This window comes from Paenibacillus sp. AK121, assembly GCF_019042715.1.
Taxonomy (GTDB): Bacteria; Bacillota; Bacilli; order Paenibacillales; family Paenibacillaceae; genus Paenibacillus; species Paenibacillus polymyxa_C.
The window spans coordinates 389,193-408,769 of sequence record NZ_JAHPJM010000002.1 but is presented as its reverse complement, the minus strand read 5'-3'; the positions used below and the strand labels follow the sequence as shown (position 1 = coordinate 408,769).

The 19,577-nt window shown below is 46.8% G+C and carries 20 protein-coding genes; 3 read left to right on the top strand and 17 right to left on the bottom strand.

The annotated features are described in order from the left end of the window. Positions 1-13 precede the first annotated feature (13 nt). The 7 genes from KSP24_RS05120 to KSP24_RS05090 form a co-directional block, all read right to left on the bottom strand. Positions 14-1,171, bottom strand: coding sequence for a GerAB/ArcD/ProY family transporter (locus KSP24_RS05120; RefSeq protein ID WP_016324849.1), 1,158 nt, complete (start codon positions 1,169-1,171; stop codon positions 14-16). Positions 1,172-1,214: 43 nt separating this feature from the next. Next, positions 1,215-1,439: a hypothetical protein gene (locus KSP24_RS05115; protein ID WP_216974618.1), complete on the bottom strand. Its 225-nt coding sequence runs from the start codon at positions 1,437-1,439 to the stop codon at positions 1,215-1,217. After that, positions 1,432-2,649, bottom strand: a complete 1,218-nt coding sequence (locus KSP24_RS05110; protein WP_137079426.1) for a Ger(x)C family spore germination protein — start codon at positions 2,647-2,649, stop codon at positions 1,432-1,434. The genes KSP24_RS05115 and KSP24_RS05110 overlap by 8 nt, the downstream gene beginning before the upstream one ends. Continuing rightward, positions 2,649-4,274, bottom strand: coding sequence for a spore germination protein (locus KSP24_RS05105; protein ID WP_216974617.1), 1,626 nt, complete (start codon positions 4,272-4,274; stop codon positions 2,649-2,651). Before KSP24_RS05105 ends, KSP24_RS05110 begins: the two co-directional genes overlap by 1 nt. Before the next feature lie 179 nt (positions 4,275-4,453). Continuing rightward, complete coding sequence (locus tag KSP24_RS05100; protein WP_013373533.1) at positions 4,454-4,792, bottom strand: hypothetical protein; 339 nt, start codon at positions 4,790-4,792, stop codon at positions 4,454-4,456. A 15-nt stretch (positions 4,793-4,807) separates the two neighbouring features. Further along, a complete protein-coding gene (locus KSP24_RS05095; RefSeq protein WP_216974616.1) occupies positions 4,808-5,521 on the bottom strand; it encodes a pirin family protein in 714 nt (237 codons plus the stop codon). 69 nt (positions 5,522-5,590) lie between these two features. Further along, a complete protein-coding gene (locus KSP24_RS05090) occupies positions 5,591-6,448 on the bottom strand; it encodes a LysR family transcriptional regulator (RefSeq protein WP_064961617.1) in 858 nt (285 codons plus the stop codon). A 179-nt stretch (positions 6,449-6,627) separates the two neighbouring features. Here KSP24_RS05090 and KSP24_RS05085 point away from each other — a divergent pair, with 179 nt between their 5' ends. After that, positions 6,628-7,614 carry a DMT family transporter gene (locus KSP24_RS05085; protein WP_254207604.1) on the top strand — a complete coding sequence of 329 codons (987 nt, stop codon included), beginning with the start codon at positions 6,628-6,630 and terminating at the stop codon, positions 7,612-7,614. Between the two features lie 85 nt (positions 7,615-7,699). Here the strand turns inward: KSP24_RS05085 and KSP24_RS05080 are convergent, their stop codons facing one another. From KSP24_RS05080 to KSP24_RS05055, 6 genes are all read right to left on the bottom strand, one after another. Further along, the gene (locus tag KSP24_RS05080) at positions 7,700-9,688 is read right to left on the bottom strand and encodes a methyl-accepting chemotaxis protein (protein ID WP_216974614.1); all 1,989 of its coding nucleotides are present in this window, start codon (positions 9,686-9,688) and stop codon (positions 7,700-7,702) included. Between the two features lie 158 nt (positions 9,689-9,846). Further along, a complete protein-coding gene (locus KSP24_RS05075) occupies positions 9,847-10,254 on the bottom strand; it encodes a DoxX family protein (RefSeq protein ID WP_013373539.1) in 408 nt (135 codons plus the stop codon). Positions 10,255-10,373: 119 nt separating this feature from the next. Beyond that, positions 10,374-11,234: a M56 family metallopeptidase gene (locus KSP24_RS05070; RefSeq protein ID WP_064961615.1), complete on the bottom strand. Its 861-nt coding sequence runs from the start codon at positions 11,232-11,234 to the stop codon at positions 10,374-10,376. A 3-nt stretch (positions 11,235-11,237) separates the two neighbouring features. Continuing rightward, on the bottom strand, positions 11,238-11,651 hold the full coding sequence (locus tag KSP24_RS05065) for a BlaI/MecI/CopY family transcriptional regulator (protein ID WP_016324858.1): 414 nt from the start codon (positions 11,649-11,651) through the stop codon (positions 11,238-11,240). A gap of 145 nt (positions 11,652-11,796) precedes the next feature. After that, on the bottom strand, positions 11,797-12,636 hold the full coding sequence (locus tag KSP24_RS05060; RefSeq protein WP_058830267.1) for a response regulator transcription factor: 840 nt from the start codon (positions 12,634-12,636) through the stop codon (positions 11,797-11,799). Then, entirely contained in the window at positions 12,612-13,007 is a 396-nt protein-coding gene (locus tag KSP24_RS05055) for a Fur family transcriptional regulator (RefSeq protein WP_013373543.1), read from the bottom strand. The genes KSP24_RS05060 and KSP24_RS05055 overlap by 25 nt, the downstream gene beginning before the upstream one ends. 188 nt (positions 13,008-13,195) lie before the next feature. Here KSP24_RS05055 and KSP24_RS05050 point away from each other — a divergent pair, with 188 nt between their 5' ends. Continuing rightward, positions 13,196-13,510, top strand: a complete 315-nt coding sequence (locus KSP24_RS05050; protein ID WP_129550156.1) for a YczF family membrane protein — start codon at positions 13,196-13,198, stop codon at positions 13,508-13,510. 137 nt (positions 13,511-13,647) lie between these two features. On the opposite strand, the gene KSP24_RS05045 is transcribed toward KSP24_RS05050, so the two are convergent. From KSP24_RS05045 to KSP24_RS05035, 3 genes are read right to left on the bottom strand one after another with little or no spacing between them, the layout of a single operon-like run. Further along, entirely contained in the window at positions 13,648-14,730 is a 1,083-nt protein-coding gene (locus KSP24_RS05045; protein WP_216974613.1) for a GerAB/ArcD/ProY family transporter, read from the bottom strand. A 26-nt stretch (positions 14,731-14,756) separates the two neighbouring features. Beyond that, a complete protein-coding gene (locus KSP24_RS05040) occupies positions 14,757-15,998 on the bottom strand; it encodes a Ger(x)C family spore germination protein (protein ID WP_216974612.1) in 1,242 nt (413 codons plus the stop codon). Then, positions 15,976-17,610, bottom strand: a complete 1,635-nt coding sequence (locus KSP24_RS05035; protein WP_216974611.1) for a spore germination protein — start codon at positions 17,608-17,610, stop codon at positions 15,976-15,978. Before KSP24_RS05035 ends, KSP24_RS05040 begins: the two co-directional genes overlap by 23 nt. Before the next feature lie 224 nt (positions 17,611-17,834). Here KSP24_RS05035 and KSP24_RS05030 point away from each other — a divergent pair, with 224 nt between their 5' ends. Then, entirely contained in the window at positions 17,835-18,926 is a 1,092-nt protein-coding gene (locus KSP24_RS05030) for a diguanylate cyclase (RefSeq protein ID WP_216974610.1), read from the top strand. 87 nt (positions 18,927-19,013) lie between these two features. Here KSP24_RS05030 and KSP24_RS05025 read toward each other — a convergent pair whose 3' ends face one another. Then, the gene (locus KSP24_RS05025) at positions 19,014-19,511 is read right to left on the bottom strand and encodes an Rrf2 family transcriptional regulator (protein ID WP_090737852.1); all 498 of its coding nucleotides are present in this window, start codon (positions 19,509-19,511) and stop codon (positions 19,014-19,016) included. Positions 19,512-19,577: the final 66 nt, after the last annotated feature.

Sequence of the window (19,577 nt, the reverse complement as noted above, 5' to 3'; positions counted from 1 at the left end):
AAATATAGTAATCTTATAAGTGGGTGTGTCCTGTTTCGCTTTCCTGCTGGCCTTCTTTCTGATCACTTCTATCCCTCTCCCTGCCAGATGAGGACTTATCATCGTTGCCACTCCCTTTAAATTTGGGCCGTAGCAACATCCACAGCAAGAAGGGCATGAATACAAAAAAAATGACCATCACCGCAGTCCATTCCCGGCTAAAATCATAAATTTGTACGATATTGGAGAACAGCATAAACGAACAGACATAACCTAACAAACCTACGGGCCAAACCATCAGACTCCCCCAGACATGGGCAAACATACGCTTTACCGCCAAACTGGTAACGTACAGATCAACTCCAATCTTCGTAAGAAAGGTGGGTACGGTCAGTGCTGCCACGAACAAGTCGAACCGATCCAGGAAGTCCGTTAGCTGCAACTGACGCACCAGTTCATACGATGGATAAAACAGTCGTGACAAGATAGGAACTCCAATCACTAACTCCGACAGCAACACCAGCATGATCAGAATAGCGGTTCCGAGTAAATGCCCAAACCATGCACTACGTCCATTATAGCTCTTCCCAGAAATCACAAAGGGAACGATCATGATATCGGCCATATATCCGAGCATGCGCCAGCTACCCTTGATCACTCCATCTACCTCCGGATGTAAATAGGGTCTCAGCATTGAAAAATCCATATTACCTCCAAAAAAAAGCGGCATAGTCAACAGCGTCACAATCAACAACGGGACAAAAATCTCGGTCATATTGATGAGTGTACTCATTCCACCTTTAACCATAAATACCATAGTCAATAGCACAATAAGAGATACGACCACAATCGGAGTCAGCGGCAAAAGCACCACCTCCACCAGATCGGTAATAATCCTCAAATCCCGCGCAAAAATGATCAGGAATAAAATAAGGTAAATTGCAAGCAGTAAACGCCCCAGCACAGGGTGAGAGCTTACCATCGCCTGCATCAGATCCTGATCAGGAAAGCGCCGCTTGAGTCTCAACATCGCCCAAATCGGCAAGCATAGCACAATAGCCGCAATTACACAGGTCCAGTAGGCATGCTGATTCGCGTGATCTGCTGCCTGCGCTGGAGCATGTATAAGAGTAATACCGACCTCCATTAATATACCAAGCAGCACAATTTGTCTGGTTGTGAACTGTTTCATGCAGGTACATCCTCCTTTTTCCCGCAGGCATCCATTACACGATTTACAACGCGGTGGGGAGACACATGTCAATAAATCGGGTCAGCCAAGTAGCCACATAAACAGTGCTCTTCGTCGATGTGCCGTAAATCCAGATACCAATGCTAATGACATACAGTACGCGGGAGACCCAGCGATTGACGGCAGGTGCATTGCTAATACGTTTACGGTCAATCAGATACATGAAGAGCATAGCCAGCAATAAAGGTAATAGAAATACTTTATTCATTCTGGATTTGCTCCTTTTTGACCCCGAATGGTTTGGTGACCGCACCGATATTCTCAATATGGACGACCGGATCTATGGTGACCTCCACCTTGGGATACAATTGCTCCCACTGAGGTTTAATCCGTTTCCACTCATCCGGGTGATTCGTAATTATAGCCCGGCCCAAGCCAAGCACGTCTGAATGATACTTTTGCTGGATTTCCTTGACGGCCTCTCCCAGCTCCCTCTTGATTTCCTCGACCGTCTGCTGCTCCAGCCACTTCAAATTTTCCTCTCTGGAAATATCGAAGCTCGTCTCATTTTCCTTCACATTCCCATTGCAGTTCATATGAATAGTCATTCGAATTTCGTTCCCCCGAATAAAGGGCTTGATATGGACTTTATTTTCGATGAGATGCACAGATATGTAACCTCTACCTTTGGGAGGGGGGATAAAAATTTCTGTTTCCTTGGCTTGCTCCATACCCAACAGTAGAAACCGGCTGAGGTGATTATCAATAACCCCTGTTAACCTGTCTTGTCGAAAGACAGCCAGTCCATCGACCTGAATATTTGTCTTCTTGTCTTTAAGACTATCAGGCCCATTCTTCACCAGAGACATTACCGGCACTACCGGATCAATGCCTTCCAGCAGGACGGAATTCATCAGCAATTTAACGGAACGAGGGTTCTTCATATAGGAAAAGTTGAGCTCACGCACCATTTCCGCTGGATATTGCTCAATCGGAGCATCTGCCTGAAGCATTTCCATCGCTGACCCCTTTGTAATAACAACAAGGGAAGACAGGCGGTTCTGCGGAATACGTGCAATGACATCCATCATTTTGCTAATTCCTTCTCGGGCTAGCGTCTCCCCGAGCAGCAGCACCCGTCGATGAGAATAATTCAGTGTTCGCGAAACCTCTCGCTGTTCCTCAGTACTTGCTCCTCGGAAGCTTGGACCTGTTTTGGACTCCAGGTAGTAGGACTTCGTCCCACTTGTACCTCCCCCTCCTCCTGTGCTGCCCGAAGATCCGAGTTGTCCGGGCAGAGCAATTTGCATCGTTACCCGGTATTGATCGCCTTCCTTATCAAGACCGGTCCCCATCACAAAGGCCACATCGTTCACTTCACGGCGATCCCAACATCCTCCCAAAAGAACAGAACAAAGCAGTAGACAACAGAGTACAGCTGCTTTACGCATTTGCTGTGTATTCGATGTGGGCTTCATCACCATCCCTCCTCGGTTTTAGGCGATCCATTCATCTCTTTCTTCGCTCGTTTGTTGTTGTCTTTACCAATCCATGAAGGACGTTTGGTCATTTTCCACCAAGGTGCACGGACGATAATATCCTTTTGATCCATATGGTTGTACGGGCTATATCCACTCATATAAGGGACACCAAACGATGTTAGCTTGGTTAGATGCGTAGCAATCAGCGTTGTCGCAATAATGATGCCAAACAATCCAAATAAACCAGCCATCAGCATGATTGGAAATCGCAGTAGACGAACCGTAATGGCAAAATTAAAACGCGGTATGGTAAACGAGGCAATACCTGTGAGCGACACAACAATGACTATTGGCGCCGATACGATCCCTGCCTGTACTGCGGCCTGCCCAATAACGAGCGCGCCCAGGATACTGACGGCCTGACCGACCGTTTTGGGGAGACGAATCCCAGCTTCTCGCAACGCCTCAAAGGAAATCTCCATCATCAACGCTTCCACCAGTGCTGGAAAAGGGATGGATTCCCGAGCCGCCGCAATACTCAAGATGAGCGTCGTCGGCAGCATGTCATGATGATAGGTTGTCACCGCTACATATAATGCTGGCAGAAAGAGAGCCATGATTAGAAAAAGAAACCGAATCCAGCGCACCATATTACTGATGAAGAAGCGCTCGTAATAATCTTCGCTCGCTTGCATCATTTGCCACATCGTGACTGGTCCAATCAGGGCAAAAGGCGTTCCGTCCACAAAAATGGCAAAACGCCCTTCCAGCAATTGTGCGGTGACGGTATCCGGACGTTCGGTGTATTCCATTTGCGGAAACGGCGAATATGGGTGATCCTCGATCAGTTCCTCAATATATCCAGTCTCCAGAACACCATCAATTTCAATATCGCTGAGGCGCTTTTTAACATCCTCCACCAGCTTCGGATCTATGATCCCTTCAACATAGGTAAGGACGACGCTCGTTTGAGTTTCTGTTCCGAGGGTCATGCTGTGCATCTTGAGCTTGGAGGTTTTCAGCTTGAATCGTAGCAGTGCCGTATTCACGCGAAGTGTTTCAGTGAAGCCCTCACGCGGCCCGCGAATAACAGCCTCGGTCTGCGGTTCCTCCACACCACGGCGGACGCCTCCCTTGGCGCTGAAAATATAAGCACGAGCCGTTCCATCTACGAACAGAGCGGCATTGCCGTCCAGTATCGCTGCCGATACCTGCTTCCATTCATCCATCGTTTTGGTCTGGGACATGGAAATACGAGTCTCATCCAGCGGCTCCAATTTGCCGTTCACTTCAGGGTCCTTGAGCATCATGCCCAAGATGACAGGCCGCAGGATATGATCCTGCAAATCTTCTGATTTTACCGTACCTTCGAAATATGCCAGCAACCCTTTTCGTTCAGGGGAAATCATGAGCTCTCGGTAGACGATATCGGAGCATTCCTTGAAAATATCACGCAATGCGACCCTATTGTCTTCCAGACTGCTGCGCAGTGACTCTTCTAGCCATGAAGACTCCGGCAGCCCTTTAGGCACACCAGAATTTCGTGTTTTGCGTTCACCGGCTGGAATCGCTCTCCGGCTCCACGGCAGCTTTGGCAACTTGGGAAAGCGCCCTTTCTTCATCGTTAATCCCCCCTTTACGAATAAGCCGATCAGGTAATATGACATATAGGATGTACCAGCCTGCAAAGGATTATGTATCCAATGAACTCACCATCTTGAACACATAGCAAAAAGACCCTGCAATGATGCAGAGCCTTCGAAAATCGATTATACATTCGAACATTTATGATTAAGAAGATTTAGTCTCCCCAATACTCCTCGGGATGGTATTCAATCTCAGAACCAGCTTCAAACGTAAGCTCACCGATCTGAGCATGATATTGCACACTTTCCGGGGTGACGTAATACCAATGCTTTACCACGGGTCCACCGTCTGCGGGCGTTACAAAGCGAAATACGTTCAGCTCCTCGCTGAAACGCACAATCGCCTCCGCTGCCTCACGCGGCAACTCTTGAAGTGTGAAGCGAAACACGCCGTCCGCCAATTCCAAACGACAATCAAAACGCTGCTTGCGGCTGTCAGCAAAGCTTCGCCCCGTGACAGCATGCTTGATCAGCCATGTTTCCTGCTGCGCCATTGTGCGCACCTCCTTTTAGGGCAAATCAATCAGCATATAAAAAACATAATCTTCTGCCTTCAGTGATAACTTCGGCTCCTCCTCTATACGAGCAGAATCGCGCCCTTGCAGAAGATATTCACCGTTCACACGCAGTGAGCCCTCGATGACGAACAAGAACACGCGCCGACCCTCGGCCTGTGTGAATTCGACTTGTTCCCCGGGCTGAAGCTTGCTTAAATAAATCGTTAAATCCTGATTGATTGAAGCTATTTCACCCTCCGTGCCTGGTACACGCTTTCCAGCAACAACAGGCAGAAGCTGACCGTGCAGACGCTCCGTATTGAACGCTGTAGTCTCATAGGAAGGTTGCAATCCTCTCGTGTGCGGACTAAACCACAATTGCAGCAGACTGACATCCTCGGTTTGCGAAGCGTTGTGCTCCGTATGAATGATGCCATGGCCCGCTGACATTCGCTGAATGCCTCCAAAACGGGTCACCGCCACATGTCCACGGTTGTCTTCATGACGCAGTTCCCCATACAGTACAATGGAGACAATCTCCATATCGCTGTGCGGATGCGCCCCAAAGCCCCGGCCCGGTGTGATGACATCGTCATTACAGACACGCATAGGACCAAACGCTGTATTGTTCTCATCCTGATACTCCGCGAATGAAAAGCTGTGGCTCCCCCGCAGCCATCCCTTATCGAAGCTGAATCGGGAAGCAGCCGGATATATTGTAAACATAATAGCCCTCCTTCAGGATGAACAATGAGATCAAATCCCTCTCATTGTACCCGAGCCCAAGCGATAAAGCTACGCTTCTGTCTGAGTAGTAATTTCATCTATAAAAGACTGCAAGGTACTGGTAACGAAGGCCTCCTTACGGCGGATAAACACCGTTGTCACTTCATTGTAAGGCTCTGGGATGGCATGACCGCACACAAGACCTTGAGCCACCAGCCCGCTGATCGAGGATTCGGGAAAAACGGTCATTCCAATGCCTGCTGCTACACTGCCGATAATCGTCTCAAATGTCCCAAACTCCATGATCCGCTTGGGGATAATCCCCTCCATTTTGAGCCAGGTTTCCAGTCTTCCCCGATATCCGCAGCCTTTTTTATATACCAGGAGCGGACGAGTTGCAAAATCGTCAACCGAAAAGTCACTTCCTTGAGATACGAGGACCAGCTTTTCCTGAAATACATCAAACTGTTCAATGAGCGGATGCTTGACCGGTCCGGTTACAAAGGCTCCATCCAGTCGCATTTCTGCAACCTCCTGCACCAGTGATTCCGTAACCCCTGCCTTAAGGGACAATTCGACATCCGGGTACTTACTGTAGTAAGCATGCAAAATGGCCGGAAGGGCAATGACAGTCTCCACGATACCAATCTCCAGTACCCCTGAAGGTGTGGAGGTGTTCTGAAACGCATGCTTCATTTCCTCAAATTGCGATAAAATGCTTTTCGTATATTGCAGCAGACGCTTGCCTTCAGCATTGAGGATCATCCCCCGCTTATGTCTATAAAATAAAGGTGTCTGCAGTTCCTTTTCCAGTAGCTTGATTCTGGCCGTTACATTGGACTGGACGTAGCTAAGCTCGGCTGCAGCCTTGCTGACACTGCCATGTGCAGCCACCGTCTGGAAAATGTTTAAATCGTTCAGATCCACTACTGTTCCCCCTTATTGTGAAGGGCAAGGGCCACCAAAATTGACGCGCCTTGTCACTTATCATCATTTTAAATGATCATAATGTTTATTTTCAATCATTTTACCAACAGCTTCCTATCCTTTATGATGTGTCCATAGATATGTCCGCTGAGACCGGCAAGGAGGAGCTTTTGTACACCATGAACAAACAGATCATGACCGGATCTTTATTATGCCTGATCGCCAGTATGTCCTGGGGGGCGATGTTTCCGGTTTCGCACATTGCATTACAGCATATTAATCCACTGTACTTTTCATTTTTGCGCTATTTATCGGTTACACTCATATTAATTGTGCTATTGTGGCTCAAAGAGGGACGGACTGCATTTCGCTTTGAGGGCAAGGGCAAGGTGTTGTTGTTCTTCGGAACTATGGGATTTACCATTTATAATATGGCCGTTTTCCAGGGACAGCACGCGATGGGGGCAGCTGGTACCCTTGTTGCTTCCATTATGGAAGTGCTAATGCCGATGATCTCCATTGCGATGGTGTGGGTCATGACCCGTAAAATGCCTCCAAAATATACATTAATCAGCATGTTGATTGCGCTGGCTGGAGCATTACTGGTTATCACGAACGGCAAATGGACCTTTTTCACGCTTGCCGGACAACATCTATTGGCGCTGCTGCTTATTTTCGTAGGTGTCGTCGGATGGGTCGTATATTCCATGGGAGGCAGTCATTTTGCAGGGTGGTCTACGCTTCGATATTCAACCTTGACCTGCCTGCTTGGAACTCTGGTCTCTTTTGTAGTCGTGACCTTTGCCTCTGCTTTAAACTGGATTACAGTGCCGGATTGGCAACACGTATGGTCAGTCAAATATGAAATGAGCTTTATGATCCTGCTTCCAGGGCTAGCGGCCTTGCTGAGCTGGAATGCCGGAATCCGCAAGCTGTCTCCGCTGAACGGAATTCTATTTATTAATTTTGTACCGATTACCACGCTGGTACTTATGTATTTCCAAGGCTATACCATTAGCCGTTATGAACTGTATGGGACTGTACTGGTCATTTTCGCACTGATTCTGAACAATATGTTTCAGAGAAGTTCTCTGCGTCCGTCCAACAGCTCACGGGGTGCCCGTTTCCGTCTGAATCGCCGCAAGTCGTTCAACGGTGACTTCTAACCCTGCGAACCAAAAGTTTTAATAAAACATCAAAAAGCGCCTGGATACGGAATATAACCTCCGTTATCCGGGCGCTTTTTACCATTTATGATTTCTCTTCAATCTGGAAACGTCCAACCAGTTCGCGCAGTTCCTCTGCCATTTGACTGAGGTCTGCTGTGGATGAAGCAATTTCCTCGATGGAAGCAAGCTGTTGCTCAGCCGCTGCTGAGATCGACTCGGTGTTGCTCGCCGCCTCGTCCGAAATATGGGAAATATCGCTCATAATATCAACGACACCTACAGTCCCCCGTGCCATTTCCTGAGTCACTCCGGTAATTTCATGGATATGCCCCATCGCGCGTTCAACAGCCTGACTGATTTCCGCAAAGGAATGCTCCGATGTGGTTACCGAATCAATACCTTCCGTCACCCGTACCCGTGCTTGTTGCATCGCGCCTAAAGCATGGTTCATATCCACCTGCATCGCTTCAATGCGCTCCGAGATCAAGGTAGCTGATTTGGCGGATTCTTCAGCCAGCTTGCGTACCTCTGTAGCAACCACAGCAAATCCTTTACCATGGTCCCCAGCCCGTGCCGCCTCAATAGATGCATTCAGTGCCAACAGATTGGTCTGTTTGGCGATACCAGATATAACACTGATAATATTCACGATTTCACCTGAACGCTCACTCAGGGAGTCCATAGCGTGTCCAAGATCATGAACAGTCTCGTCGATATCATGCATTTTCTGTACAGCCTGCGTAGCAGCCTTGCTGCCTTCCTGTGCCGACTCGGCATTCATCTTCACATGTTCAGATACACCCACCATGCGTTCAGATACGTCTGCTGCTTGCTGAGCCAGTCCCTCCATACTCACAGAGCCATGCTTGACGCTTTGCAGCTGACGTTCGCTGCCTACAGCTACTTCCTGAATAGCAATAGTAACATGCTCAATGGCTTGGGTCGTTTGATCTGCACCCGCAGCCAGCTCCTCCGCTGAAGAGCTTACCCGATCAGTTGTTTCGCGTACGCTGCGAATCATCGTGCGCAAACTGTCCACCATGGTTTGAAAGTGAGCAGATAGTTCGCCTACCTCATCTGTTTTTCCTGTTTCCAAATCGCCCGTCAAATCTCCTTCACTGATTCGTTCTGCTGATTTTTGCAGCTTACGAATCGGAACCAGAACCGAACGGGTAATCAGGAAAATCGCGCTAAGCGCAATTACCAACGAGGCAGCCAGCACGAAAATCGTTACATAACGCATGGCAGCGGTGGCATCACTAATCTCGGATTGATAGAAGGTGCCTGCAATTTTCCAGCCGGTATCCTTATTCGTTACATAGGTCAAATATTTCTCGCGACCTTCATGCATATAGTTAAAATTCCCGCTCGGCGCAGTATACAGCCTATCAAGTGAATTGTCCTGAGGAGATGAGCCTGGTTTAACCGTAGGATGGACCACGAATTTCTTCGTGTGATCCAGAATGAGGATATATCCCTCCTGACCCACTTTAATGGAGGCCAGTTTACGTACACTTTCCAGATTCAAAGAGATCCCGATCACGCCAGACTGGTCGGAAAGCGTCTGGGATACGATAACTACAGGAATACCTGATGAATTGATGATAACTGGGGTGATCGCTACCTTGCCCGGTTGCTTCATCGCTTCGATGTACCATGGTCGTGTGCGAGGATCAAATGTGCCTTCATCCTTTTTGGGCACTCCACGGATCATCAGCCCCTTCGGTGTTCCCACGAAAATATCCTTCGCGTCTTCGTGCAAGCCTATGTATTGGATCAGCTTGGGCTGAATCAAGGGACTGTTTGGCCCATCAATCATCGAACCGTCGAGACGTTCCGCCAGATATCGCACATCTTTAATTTTACTGGAGATTGCATATTCAATCACAGAGTTAGCTGTCGTTACCCCCTGATTTGCACTGCTGTGCAGCTGTTTCTCCATCGCATTATACGATGATCTATAAGTTGCAATGGAAATGCTTAAACTCGGAATCAGCAAAACAAGTAAAAAACCTAAAATCAACTTGTTCCTGAGTGTCCATATGGTCTTTCTCTTTCGCGTTATTGCCATGTATCTTTCTTCCCCTTTGCTTAAAAAGCGATATATTTGTATTACATTCAATGTTAGTTATATCGGTTGAAAGCAGCAAATGATTTACAAGAAAATTTCACAAAGGAGCAAAACAAAAACCGCGCCCTATGAGACTAAGGACGCGGTTATATGAATATTTAGACCTGTACGTTACTATTTTCAGCCTTTTTACGGCCAAACAACTGATCAACCGCCAGAAAGCGTCCACCGACAAGGGCTTGCTGAAGACTGGTAAACAAAATCAGGAGATCAAATTCAATCGAGCCAAAAGGCTGTCCTTTTTTAGCAGTGAGCAATACACCGATCATCACGATGGTCAATGCTGCTCCAGCCAGTCGTGTTCCAATACCCAGAACCAGTGCAATGCCTCCAACCAGCTCAACCGTAGCGACCACAGGGGCCATCCAGCCAGGAAGTCCGAGGCTCTGGAAGAAGCCGGAGGTTCCGTCTAGTCCCTGAAACTTCTGTGCACCGTGAACGATAAAAATAACTCCTGTAAAAATTCGTACCAATAACAATCCAATATTCGCAAGCGTTTGATTCATAAGCTCATCTCCTTTTAGGTTGTATACGGATTAGATAATTAACACTACAAAATGTAGTGTTGTGCGTATCAAGAATCGGTAGCGCACAAGCGCCACCTTTTATAATACATCTTGCCAAACTAGATTAACGCCAAGGCAAACATAAGCGTGAGCATGACGAGTACATAGCCTGAAAACATAATCGAACGCCAAGGCATCTGAATGATCGGCTTTTGTTGAGGGTCTAGAATGCGTGAGATCCGATAATTAATGGACGTTTCTGCAAAAGAGGAACAAGCGGCGGAGTTTACCAGACGGGCATTAGCAGGTGTCATACTCAGAAGCTTGAGCAATGCGCTCCCAATCCCAACCGGTGAACCGGCTCGATGAATCGCTTCGTTATCCGCCAAGATTTCACGGGCCGTCTTGTAATGGTTGGTAATATGACGTAGCACCGGCAAGTAAAACAGCTGTGTAGCGCACATTTGCAGGAACCAGGTCTTCAATGGATCATAATGTTTCATATGATATGCTTCATGGTATATAACCGCTTCTTCCTCATGCTTGTCCAGTAAGGACAATAGTGCAGAGGACAATACAATACGCGGCTTCCATAACCCCATGGTGAACGCAGCAGGCTTGGCATAATCAATGACCCAAATCCGATCGGTCCCGAGTTCACGATATCGCTCACCCAGTGCTTCGGTCAACGGCAGGTCGCGCATTCGGTGCAGTCTGCGGAAAGCCGCCTTGGTAGCCATGCACTGTCTGACTGCTTCTCCTCCGGCGATACCGAAGGTTACAAAAACCAGTCCGCTGAGCGCATCCACCATGTAGCCGATTCCGTAGTGCTGCAACAAACTTCTGCAAATTTGAAACACGTTAAAATTCAATTTCCAGCCGAAAACATGCTGCCCGGCGTACATCCCCATCTGCATTAGGGCAAAACCCGAAATCAAGGCGCCTGCTGTAAACAGTAATTTAGAACGTGTTTTCCACATCGTCTACATATCCTTTTTCCATTGTTTAATTTTTTGTTCCAAACGTTCGATCAAAATCGGATCTGCTACTTCCAGAGCATCAATCATATGATTGACAGCAAGCGGACCAAATTCATCCACCAGTTCGTGACTCAGCTCTTTGGATTGCTCATCCATAAACTCTTCTCTGCTTAAGACAGGACGGTATAAGGACGTTCTCCCGCGTATACTTTTGCTCAAAATCCCCTTTTCCACTAAACGGTTCATCACGGTCATTACCGTATTGAAGTTAAAGTCCCGATCCCCCTCCAATGCGGTCTGCACTTCTTTGATACTCCGATCCGAAGTGGACCATAAAATATCCATGATTTTGGCTTCCAGAGGCCCAAAAAATCGGTTAAGTCCGGTTTCGCCAGCTTTAAAATTCAGTCGTTTCATAAGAAGCACCTCACACTACCGATTGTAGTGTATGTATCCTGATAAAGTCAACTGTCACACCTAGTGTCAACTTTAGGGTTCGTATATAAAAACCGCCGAATGGTCTTCATCCGGCGGAAATTCATCGATATTCATAACCTTCCGTTTAGTCTGCCAATCTGTATCCTACACCTCTTACGGTAGCGATATATTCAGGCTCCGCAGGTCGATCGTCCAGCTTCTTGCGCAAACTTTTGACATGCACATCCACAACATTGCTGCCGCCAACAAAATCAGTTTCCCAGATATCATGCATCATTTGCTCGCGCGAGATCACTTTTCCTTGAGAATCTATCAGCTTCAGCAGCAAATCGTATTCCGTTTTGGTCAGATTCAATGGATTCTCTTCCTTATATACCAACATTTTATCACGGTCAATCCAGATGTCCTTGAACACCGTACGACGGCTGGTCTGCGCTGCCTGGCGGGAAATCACCGGATGACGCACAATCATCCGCTCGATGTCATGCACCATTTGGTTGGATGCCAGTGGCCATACCAGTACCTCTTCCGAAGGAAGCAGCTCATGCGCACGTACAGACATCCGATCCTGAACTACATACATGACTGGTGTATCTTTCATGTATTCATGGTCAAGGTCATTGCGGATATTCAGCAATTCACGCCGTGGATCGGTGGCGGTCAAATCGTAAATCAAGAGGTCGCTCCCCAAATGACGCTGCACTTCAGGCTCCCAGCGATGGAAGACCATCACGTCAAAACACGCATCTGACAACGTACGCACCACACCATGGACTACACCCGGTACGGAACTGATCAGAATGATGCGACGTGTGGTCGGACAATACAAAGGTTCATTAGAAGGAACGGTCTGTACCGCAGGTGTAGACGGGGCAGACAACATCGATGTCCAACTGCCCTTCACGCGTCTAGGCATGTCAGCCACTTTAATACGATTCGTTACTTGATTCGCTTGCTTTGACATTCCTTACACACTCCTCCGAATACGACATGGGCATGGGCAATGGTATATCCCGTTTCATGCGCAACCGTATCAATCCAATCGTGTGGGACTTCACTCATCACTTCATCTACCCGGCCGCATACCTGACAAATAATATGCTGATGATCGTCCATTCGACCGTCATAACGACTAGCAGCTTCTCCTAGTTTCAGCTCACGGATTAATTCCTTATCCGTTAAATAACGTAATGAATTATAGACCGTTCCATAGGCCAGATTATATCCGCGCTCCATTAGCCGATTCATAACATCGGCAGCAGTAGGATGATCGTGGGCCTCACGAACCACATCATATACCGCTTGGCGCTGCGAAGTTAAATTTAGAGTTCTCATACCGCATCTCCCTTAATCAACGCAGATTATATTTATTATAAACTTATAATCACAATAAAAATTAATTTAGAATAAGTATAAATCTTAATTTATTTCAAGTCAATGAGATCGGATAAATTGTGCCGCTTTGCAACACAATGTATACATGGAGTACATGCTTAGCCTATTTACAATCGGAGGGATAGTTTATGAAGATACTGTGGATATTCACGCTTTTCATGCTACTCATGCTCGGAACAAGTATATCGATAAAATGGATTTTTGGTGTTCATCATCCTTGGGAACCTATTACATTGGCTTTTCTCACAATGCGACCATCAGAATACATCGTTCTGGTAGGAATGCTCATGGTGCTTCTTATAAATGTGGGCAAAAAGCCAATAGGAAACGCATTTCGCTTCCTTTTCTCGCAATGGTCACGTTTCCTTAAAGTTTCTACTTCCTCTTCTCCTCCGCAAGAGAGCCATCAGAAAGAACAAACAAGGGATAACGTAAACAAATAATGAATGAAAGAACAAGGCACCCTTACGACCGCATTTCCCAAAATAAAATGGAACATCAAAATGAGCATTTGACCGATACCGATGTTTTCTTGTCGGCAAGATGATGACTATTGAGATATTTTACCCTCTTTTTTATTTCAGGTCTTTCTCAGCCACGACACGATTAGCAGCAAGATAGGAAAAAACACGGCAAATATCGGAAACAGCCATTTCAGCACTAACTCGCCTGTTTGAAGGTGATCTTGATAGTTCAGTGCCATCAATACACAAGAGACTAACATGATCAGACCAAATGGCAGGATCAGTTTATGGTAAGGTATTCTCAATACATCCTCTGCGGCTTTAACCGCGGCATAATAGAAAATCAAAATTTTAAAAAAATCAAAAATAATAACGCTCATCACGCCGATGACATCGACTCTGTCGATAAAATCAGATATTTCGACCTTACTGATCATCGTGAGTAGCGGGTAAGTCGCCCGTTTGAACACATCCTCTCCCAGTGCAAGCACATTGGACAGTGTAATAATAGACAGGAGTAGCCCTCCCAGCAATATAGCGGAAATCCCTATCCCATTGGCACGGTATTCCTTTTTTAATGTAGGGAGAATCATCGCAAACGTAACCATCTCGCCGTACGGTAGCATCACGGCTTGCGAATAAACAACTTGCCATATCGGCTGCCAGCCATGCTCGGCTATGGGCAATATATTGCCCATATCTACAATGCCTGCCAACAAAATTAATATATTCGTAGCAAGGCCCAGCAGCAGTAGCAAAATCAACATGATGATGGCCGTCCGACCTGCAACCTCGATTCCCAAATACACCACATACATGACAAGTACAACCATTAAACCACAGATGACTGTCAACGGCGTATGCTGAAGTGTCCGGTCGGCAATCAGGATCCCCGTGTCCCGAAGATCCCGTGCTCCGCCGTAAAGAAAAAACACGATATATAAAAAAGCAAGCGTACTCCCTGCTCTCTTCCCCAAAAGGGTTCTGCAGTACTGTGTCATTAGCAAGTTGGGAAAGCGTCGGTGAAGGCTGCCATAGCATACAAAAAGCATTGCCCCCAAAACCGTGGAAATGAGAATGGCGATCCATGCATCCTTGCCCGCATTCCTTCCGGGAATAGACATCATGGATGTGCCCATCTCAAACAACACCATAAGAGAGATCATCTCTTTTGCACCTATCTGTACCTTTTTTTTCATGGCCTTCCCTCCTTGTTCTATTTTCACTAGTCTGATTCTCCCTTGGAATATGGGTTAGTCCGCGACTGAGTGTGTTTCAGTACAGAAGTCACTTGAACACGAACGGTGCTTTCCGCAAAATAATGGCTCCAATCAGAAGAGAGTCTTTTCCATTGTTTGGGATAGCTCCTCTCCAGCGCAAGTCCAAAGCCTATTACATCGCTGCGGGTACGCTGAACCTCCCTGACTGTTGAAGTGATCATTTTTTTCGTCTCCTCTGTCCATTGCTCCTGCAATCTTTTCATCGCCTCCGGACTTTGTAAGTTAATCGAGCACTCGGCCTCCTGTATTGCCCCGGTCTGTTTTAAGTTAATCACAAAAATAGGCTCTCCTTGCTCCATCCGAGTGTGTATATTGGTTGCAGAAAACAAGGTTTCGATGCCAATGGTTTCCCTATTCTTCCCGCAGCTCAGTGTTGTTTGGGCACTTTTCACCTTGTTGTTGATCATAGACAGTCCAATGGCCCGGTCATCGTCCAACCAGCGGACAAGCCGATCCTTTTTGAACACCCCCATTCCGTTAATGTGAACAATAGCTTTCGGTAAAATGTTGTCCACATTGCTCTTGCTTGGGGCCTGCTCCAAATTCCCATTGACCCCTATGCCCGTCAGCACAGGACCGCCACCCTTATGAGACAGGCTGCGAATGACATCGTCGATAGTCACCGCGTAATCCCCGGCATACAAACGCTCCGATGTTTCCAGCTTTCCTGAAATATCATTGGCAGGAATACGGCCGATCGCGGTCATGATTGCCAGTACATCCTTCCCAGTATTACCACGTACCACCAGCACTTTCACCGGTAGTCGGATTTCTGTAGACCTTTCCAGAAAATCCATCGTATCGCCGATTCCAGCCCGCGCCAGCTTTTCACCAATAACGACCAGTTTGGTATGCGCCAAAGAAATGACCCGTGGAACCCTTTGTGAAGCCTTGCGGATCGCTTGAAACAGACTTCTGCCCTTTTCCCGATACAAAACGACAGGAGTATCTCCTCTCGCTTTGGCTCCAGCGATTTCATCTGCCACGATCACTTGCAGGGAGACCTCATATTCTGACTCCCCCACCATATCAATTCCTATCCCCGCTACTACTGCTCTCTGGTTTAACTCCACAGAATCCCAGCAACCGGATAACAATGGAGCGAACAGTAACAGGACTAAACACAGTCTCCCTATTCTTCCCTTAAAGGTTACTGCACTTTGTTCATTCCTCTTCCCCTGATACACCCTGATTGCCCCCCTCCTGCATCGGCGTGGTTTTATCAGAAGAGGAAATCCCGCTTCCATCCTTCATTCGTTTCTGATTCTTAGACGTAATGCTTTTAGGACGTTTCTTCATCATCCAGAATGGAAGTCGCAATACGGCATCCTTTTGGCTCTCTAGCACAAAAGGACTGAAAGGCGCCATGTAGGGCACCCCGAAGGAACTCAGGCTGTTCATATGAGCGATCAACGCAATCAACCCCAATGTAATACCGTATAGCCCCATAAACGCAGACAGTATCATGAAAATAAACCGGCACAATCTCCCGGCCACTGCCATGTTATAGGCTGGGATAGCGAAGCTGGCTATTCCCGTCAGGGCTACTACAATTGTGAGTAGCGGGGTGACAATCCCGGCTTCCACGGCCGCTTGACCCAATACAAGCGCACCTATAACGGATACCGTTTGACCACCTGCACGCGGCATTCGAATACCTGCCTCACGCAAAATTTCAAAGGTAATCTCCAAAATAAACGCCTCTAGAAATGCAGGAAAAGGAACAGACTCCCGCTGAGCCAATATGCTGATCAGCAGTGGAGTCGGTATCATTTCATAATGATATGTTGTTAAGGCAATGTAGAGAGAAGGCCCCAGAATAAGAATAATGAAGCTGATATATCTAATGAGCCGAACAACAGTCGCCATGTCGTAACGTTCTTCATAATCCGAAGAATTCTGAAAAAATTGGGCAAATACTGTAGGCATCACCAGTACAAATGGTGTCCCGTCTACAATGAGCGCTACTCGGCCTTCCATAATATTGCTGCTGATGGTGTCGGGTCTTTCCGTGTTAAAGATCGTCGGAAATGGAGTGAAATGATTTTCCTGTATCATCTCCTCAACCATGCCAGACTCAAAAATTGCGTCAATATTGATGCTTTCTACCCGTTTACGAACCTCATCTACGACGCGTGGATTTGCAATATTCTTCATGTACAGCAGGGCCACATTTGTGAGGGACGTGCTTCCCACTTGGAACATCTCCAGTGTAAGATCGGAGCTTTTAATCCGTCGCCGGACCAGAGAAATATTCGTGAACAGGGATTCTACAAATCCCTCTTTCGGTCCTCTGACGACTGTCTGCGTTGTTGGCTCGCTGACTGCGCGTGTCTCTCCCCCACGTGTGCCGCACGCGATGGCTTTTTCGCAGCCTTCCAATAGGATGATCGTGTCCCCCATTAGTAATTGTTCCATCATGGAATTCCAATCATCGCAGTCCTTCACTTCTCCCAGTGCGAGCGCGTGACTCTGTATTCTTGCGTATAACGCTTCTGGACTCTCCGCCTCAACAGCCACTTCAGCAGATGGACGGCTAAGCATGGATCTCATAATGAGTTCATTCACCGTATCCGTTTTGGCCATACTATCCAGAAATACAATAGCGGCGGGAACATCCTCTCTAATCCCCACTTTAAAGCGGCGAATCAGAAAATCCGGACTATCTGATGTCAATTTCTTAATTTGCTGCAGGTTGGTTTCCAAACAAGTCTCTATTTTTAAAAAGCGCGGAGAATTTCCATTATTCTTATCCACACCCGATTTTCTATTATGTTTGCGATAGGGATAGCGAATCATGAGCAAACCTCATCTCCAAAATGGCAGCAGTAAACACTACCTATTTCCTAATTAATGTATCTTTGGAGTATGCTCAATCTATTCCCAGTTATGCACCAAGCACATGATCGAAACATTATAAGTCAACCTAACGTAATAAATTTTAATAAATTTTTCTTTTTTAAGCCTAATGTCAGTTCTTTTTGATAAAATGAAGGAATATGCCTCTCGGGAGGGTTATCATCTTGTTCAGTACGTTTTTTGTAAATACCTGTATCCTTGTCACCTTTTTGTACATAACCGGCCTTATTTCACAAAGGTATAAAATCCGTCTACACACCTTAACGCATAAGGTGCATTGGATCGGAGGCGCTCTTTTCGGTTGCTATGGCATTGTTATCATGTACTACTCTATTCCAGTAGGATTTAATACCATTGCTGATCTTCGTCATCTGGCTATCGTAGCTACCGCAACTTATATCGGTGGCCCGGCTGCGCTCATGGCAACGCTTTTTATATGTCTAGGCAGACTTTTGCTGTTTGGTATCAACAATCAAGCTATCGTAGGCGCCGTTTTTATGCTGCTTGCCGGTCTGGGGTGTACTGTACTGTCACATTTGTCCTGGTCACGTTTACCCAAGCTGATGATTATGAATGTTTTTGCTTTGGGCATTATATTCTGTCCCCTTATGATTAATTTGAAAAATCTCGATGATGTTCTGCACGTGTATCCGCTCCAATTCTTCATTTCGATGGTCGGCGGATGTCTTCTGTACCTCATTGCTGAATCTATCAATACCTCCAATGAGCTATTACTCCGTCTGGAGCGTACCTCCTATACGGACCATCTCACCAATTTAAGCAACAGAAGGCAGCTTGAATTTTCATTGGAAGAGGAGCTTCCCCAAGCCCGTCAACGGCATGAGCACTTATCTGTACTGGTGTTGGATATTGACCACTTCAAGGAAGTAAACGATACCTACGGACATGCTGCAGGCGATGCCGTGCTGCGTCAGCTTGGACAGATTTTAATGGAAAAGTGCCGTACTAATGATGTAGTCACCCGCAGCGGGGGAGAAGAATTCACCGTACTTTTGCCGAATTGTGCTTTTCGGCAAGCACTACGCATAGCTAATCAGATTCTTAGTGGAGTAAATCAGCACGAGTTTATTTTAGCGGACGGGCTTATTCTTAAAGTCACCGTGTCCATCGGCGTGACAACCTTTCCTGGTACAGGAGAGGATATATCCGGAGCAGCCCTGCTGGAACGGGCGGACAAAGCACTATATGAAGCTAAAAAAGCAGGACGTAACCGGGTTTGCTCATATGAAATATAATTTGAGGCATAACCCTTACACGGAAATAGCCGATACAACCCTCTCTTGAGGATCGTATCGGCTATTATCCTTTTAAATGAAAAGATGTTACTCCCTTTGGGAAGATGACTTGGCATCCTTATCTTCAGTATGATTGCAATTCCCTACCACAAGCGATGTACGCTTGGCGAGCGAAGCAAGCGTATGAGATTCCCATACCTCCAGCATACGACGTTCACTCTCAGCTAAAATCTCAGATACGGCTATCGCCAACTCCCCGCAAAAAGGGTTCGTCTCCGGTTCATGCATTATACCCGGGAATATGGGATCACATATTTCAATGGCGTGGTATATATCAGCAAGTGTAATATGATCCGCCGAACGGGTAAGCACATAGCCTCCCTCACGCCCTTCACGTGCTGCAATCAAATCTGCCTGCACAAGCCGCGTCAGCACTCTGCGCACCAAAGTAACTTCGCAATCAATCGAGCGGGCAATAGAACCGCTGGCACAAAGCTCCCCGTGTTTTTCCAAATAGACAAGCGCCTTTAACGCAATTCCAAGCCATTTGGGCGTTGCGGTGCGTAGTCTTTTTTCACTATTCAAATGAGATGACACCCCTAAGCTGTAGAAACTTCGATGAATGCATTGTACGTGATGTCAGATGTAAGT